General features: G+C 41.4%; 2 protein-coding genes. One reads left to right on the top strand and one right to left on the bottom strand.

What is annotated here, in order from left to right:
• The first annotated feature begins 254 nt into the window (after nt 1-254).
• A complete protein-coding gene (gene murF / locus LC605_RS30805; protein WP_229551208.1) occupies nt 255-1,610 on the top strand; it encodes a UDP-N-acetylmuramoyl-tripeptide--D-alanyl-D-alanine ligase in 1,356 nt (451 codons plus the stop codon).
• Between the two features lie 410 nt (nt 1,611-2,020).
• Here the strand turns inward: murF and LC605_RS30800 are convergent, their stop codons facing one another.
• The gene (locus LC605_RS30800) at nt 2,021-4,309 is read right to left on the bottom strand and encodes a bluetail domain-containing putative surface protein (protein WP_229551207.1); all 2,289 of its coding nucleotides are present in this window, start codon (nt 4,307-4,309) and stop codon (nt 2,021-2,023) included.
• Nucleotides 4,310-5,173: the final 864 nt, after the last annotated feature.

Below are 5,173 nucleotides of genomic sequence, written 5' to 3'. Positions count from 1 at the left end.
ACTTTATGATTTAACATTGAATAGCTATTTTTCTCCGTAAAATCACATAGAAAATTTTATTTTAAGGAATCCGATTTCTATTTGGTCATTTTTTGACTATTTCAGCCGATTTAAAAATCCTGAAACGACCGAACCACGTTAAATAGTTGAGAATTTTCTCAACTATTTTCGATAAGTCGCAAATCTTGTTGTTGAATGCACTATTGTGTCATAATCCGATTTTCTGATTTTGAATTTTAAATTGTAAATTACTTATGCGTTGCTCTGCCACCCTAACCGAGCTGGTTGAAGTTATTTTGGCCCAGACTGTAAACTTATGTGAAAATGCTTTAACACAAGTAAGTAGCGGTATACAAACAGATAGCCGTACCCTGAAGCCGGGTGAAGTATTTGTAGCTTTACGAGGCGATAAGTTTGATGGACATGAATTTGTGCCAACTGCGATCGCCAAGGGTGCAATAGCTGCAATTGTGGATTTGGAATACGAAAATCCGGGATTTCCTGCATTACAAGTAAAAGATACCCTCAAGGCGTATCAAAAAATTGGCAGATGGTGGCGCGATCGCTTTAACATTCCTGTAATTGGCGTAACAGGTTCCGTAGGTAAAACTACAACTAAAGAATTGCTCGCCGCAGTTTTAGGGACAAAGGGACGAGTTCATAAAACTTATGGAAATTACAACAACGAAATTGGTGTCCCGAAAACTCTCCTAGAACTTGGCGCCGAACATGATTACGCCGTGATTGAAATGGCGATGCGGGGTCGGGGACAAATTGCCGAACTGACACAAATAGCGCGTCCAACAATTGGAGTGATTACCAATGTGGGGACGGCACATATTGAGTTACTGGGTTCGGAAGAAGTGATCGCTCAGGCAAAATGTGAACTGTTAGTGGAAATGTCTACTGATAGTGTGGCAATTCTCAACTACGACAATCCTCTATTAATGACTACAGCAGCGAAAGTTTGGCAAGGAGAAGTTATAACTTACGGTTTTTCTGGTGGGGATATTCAAGGGCAATTAATTGATCACCAGACTGTGGAAGTCGCAGGATTCAAGCTGCCTCTGCCGTTGCCTGGTCGTCACAATGCCACTAATTTCTTGGCAGCTTTAGCGGTGGCAAAGGTGTTGGGAATTGATTGGGCAAGCCTGAAAACAGGTGTGATGGTGGATATGCCCACAGGGCGATCGCAGCGATTTAGTTTACCCAATGATGTGGTAATCTTAGATGAAACTTATAATGCTGCACCAGAAGCTATGATAGCAGCGTTGCAATTATTGGCAGATACACCCGGAAAGCGGAAAATTGCCGTATTGGGTGCAATGAAAGAATTGGGAGAGCGATCGCAGCAGTTGCACCAGCGAGTGGGAGAAACAGTGCGAAAGTTGAATTTAGACGGTTTGTTGGTTTTAGTAGATGGACAAGATGCCGAAGCGATCGCCCTTAGTGCCGAGGGTATACCATCGGAATGCTTTGCAACCCATGCTGAGTTGGTGGCTAGGTTGAAGACATTTGTGCAAGCAGGCGATCGTTTATTATTCAAAGCCGCCCATTCGGTAGCACTAGATCGGGTAGTCAATCAGTTACGTGCAGAATTTCCCAAATAGACATCTGGTAGAAATTAAAATAATTCTTAATTCGTAATGACGCTCCTGCGGACGCTCGTTCCTCTCTACCGCAACGCTTTCGCTATCGCTACGCTAACGTAATTCGTAAATTTTGTTTTGTAATGAGGATTTAACCCCAACACAAAACTTACTTTTTTATTGAACCGGGAGACTTAAACCAATTCGCAATTCGCTTTTTCGCCCATGACGCTCGTACGTCGCTAACGCTGCGCTAACGCAATTACGTTTTGTGACGGGGATTTAGATTTAGGCGTTCAATTCGCGCTGCCCTTCAAAGGCTAGGACTTAAACCCCCAAAGTTCGTTAAACTCACGTAACTAATTAAATATGCGTTACCCAGAACCCTTGTAGAGACGTAGCACTGCTACGTCTCTAGATTCATTTTAACTTTAGACAATGGCTAAGTCAGATAAATTACCTTGGTAGCCACTAATCTCAATCACGGCATCTGTGAGAGCAGAAAATCCATTTGTACTATCATTGAGTGCTAGAAAAGTCCGCCCATTATTGCCTGTACCAAAGGTAAAAGTTGCCGCACCTTTAGCCACCAAGGCAGTTGTAGTTAATACTTGTTGTATATCGACAATATTTAAACTTGCAACAGTACCAAGTTGAACCAAATTAGCGGCTGAAACTGCATTCAGACCATCAATTTGATCTTGACTGATCCTGAAATCAGTAATTCTATCAAAGCCAGACAGCAGCGAATCACTTAGGCTGTTAAATACAAATTTATCAGCGCCATTACCGCCTGTGAGGGTATCACCACCAGCGCCGCCGTTGAGGATGTCATTACCCTGATCACCAACTAATTTATCATTTCCTGCTAATCCAAAGAGTTGATAGTTGCCATTTTTAGCAAAAATGTTGTCATTACCAGTCCCACCAATGAGTGTATCTGCAACATCGTCAGCGTTTAAAGTAATATTTGGTATATTTGAATCCTTAGTGATTGTGCTGACCAGTTGATCGTTGGCATCAAACAGATAACTAGCAACTGCGTCAGTTATCCCATCGTGATTATTGTCAATATCTGCCGAAGTTAGTTTACCATTTGCATCGTAATTGTAAGTGGTAATCTCATCAGGGAGACCATCATTATTTTTGTCAACTACTTGTGCAGTGAGTTTGCCGTTAGCATCGTAACTGTAAGCAGTAATCTCGTCTGTGATGCCATCACGATTATTGTCAATCTTCTGTGAGATCAGCTTACCGCTAAAGTCGTAGATATAAGTTCCAACCGCATCAATTAAATCATCGTTATTAAAGTCATAGCTGGCGGATGCGATTCCATAAGTATAGGTTTTTACATAATCAGCGATGCCATCGGCATTGTTGTCAGAGCTTTCGGATATTCGATTGCCGTCGGCATTATTATAAGTGTAAGTGTAGGCATAATCTATGCCGTCGCCGTTTTCGTCACAACTAGAGAATGTCAACTTGCCGTTGGCATCATAAGCAGAGGTTTCGACATAATCAACGATGGTGTCGCCATTATCGTCACGACTAAGGGATGTCCGATTGCCGTTGACATCATAAGTATAGGTTTCGACATAATCAACGATGGTGTCGCCGTTGTCGTCACGGCTAAGGGATGTCAACTTGCCATTGGGATCATAAGTATAGGTTTCGCCATAATTAGCGATGTCATCGCCGTTGTCGTCACGACTAAGGGATATCCGATTGCCATTGGTATCATAAGTATAGATTTCGATATATTCAATGGTGTCGTTACGAAAACTACACGATGTCAAGTTCCCGTTAACATCATAGGTAGAGGTTTCAACATCTTCAACGATGCCATCGCCGTTGCTGTCACTACTATAGAATATCTGATTGCCCTTGGCATCATAAGTATAAGTATAAGTTGCGAGTGTATCTGCTATGCCATCGCCGTTAGTGTCAAAGGTTTCTGATATCTTTTTGCCGTTGGCATCAAAAGTATAGGTTTCGACACTATCAACTATACCGTCGGCGTTGTTGTCAGTAATATAGGATGTCCGATTGCCGCTGACATCAAAAGTATAGGTTTCGACACTATCAACTATACCGTCAGCATTGTTGTCACGACTTAAAGATGTCCGATTGCTCTTGGCATCATAAGTAGAGGTTTCGACATATTCCACTATGCCGTCGCCACCCCCAAAACTATAGGATGTCTCATTGCCGTTGGCATCATAAGTATAGGTTTCGATACGTTCAACGATGCCATCGCCGTTGCTGTCAATAGTTATGGATGTCCTGTTACCATTAGCATCATAAGTAGAGGTTTCAACATTATCAGCGATGCCGTCGCCGTTGCTGTCAATAGTTATGGATGTCCTGTTACCATTAGCATCATAAGTAGAGGTTTCAACATTATCAGCGATGCCGTCGCCGTTGCAATCATCAGTAGAGGATGTCAGGTTGCCCTTAGCATCATAAGTAGAAGTTTTAACATTATCAGCGATACCGTCGCCGTTGATGTCAATGCTTTCGGATGTCAGCTTGTCTTTGCCATCATAACTATAGATGCCGCCACTATCAGTGATGCCGTCACTGTTGTTGTCAATGCTAAAAGATGTCAAATTATAGCGGTAGTTAATAACTGAGTCTATTTCCCCATCACTGTTGTTGTCTATATTCTCAGATATCAGTTTGCCATTAACGTCGTAAGTGTAAGTTGTGGTTGAGATCATAAACTTCTGTTGCTCCACTAAATATCTATATGACTACACTTTAGTTATGTAGTCCGGGTTAATCGAAACTTATAGAAAGTTATCAAATATGTTTATGCTGCATCAGCAATTACAAAGATGATATGATTGAAAAAAATGGACAGGAAGTGTTCTGGATCACATTATTCATGTGACATATATGATTGCAATTTTTTGCAAGTTAGTGTTATGGTTAGCCCTTGCACTATTACAAGTATTTCTCAAAAGCTGAACCATTATTTTTATTTTTATTTTTTGGGCTTAGGGACTTCCAATTAACAATTCAAAATTAAAGAAATTAAGTAAGTTGGCAAGAATAAACCAAACTATATTACGAAACATAAATACACCTTAAACCCTTATAAATGACGAATACTTCGACAACTCTACCAGACGCACTCGCGTTCGCGCTTGGTGAGTTTACGGTGAGCATCTCGACTCCGCTCGTTGGCGTAGCCTAAGAAGAGATGGAACCGCAGTCGAACTGCGTCTCGCTCTTAAGGGCAGTACAAGTGACAGCTTAGGCAGTTAGCTTTATTTGCGTCGCTCTACTTACATAAGGGGATTTAAACCCCGACTGAAATGGGTGCTACATGATGTAGGGGTCTTAAACCCTTTAATTTACGATAAAAAAAGACTCAACTACTTGTTGTGGGGTGGGCGTCTCGCCATTGGTGTCAACTTAACGTGAAACCCAAGCAAGGAATGATATTAAGTCCACTCATATCTTGCACCGGGAAATTTGAATGTCAATTCCACAACTAAGTATGAAATTTCGCATTCGTTCAAAGTAGAGTAAAATTAACGACAGTAATAGTTGTGGAAAGCAAGTTTGAAAAGCAAGTT

Source organism: Nostoc sp. CHAB 5836 (assembly GCF_020829445.1).
Lineage (GTDB): Bacteria > Cyanobacteriota > Cyanobacteriia > Cyanobacteriales > Nostocaceae > Nostoc.
The sequence above is the reverse complement of the archived record's forward strand: the minus strand, read 5'-3'. Positions and strand labels throughout refer to the sequence as shown.

Bases quoted from the DNA above. Each gene is read 5' to 3' on its own strand.
- murF (WP_229551208.1), top strand. From the start codon at position 255: ATGCGTTGCTCTGCCACCCTAACCGAGCTGGTTGAAGTTATTTTGGCC.
- LC605_RS30800 (WP_229551207.1), bottom strand. From the start codon at position 4,309: ATGATCTCAACCACAACTTACACTTACGACGTTAATGGCAAACTGATA.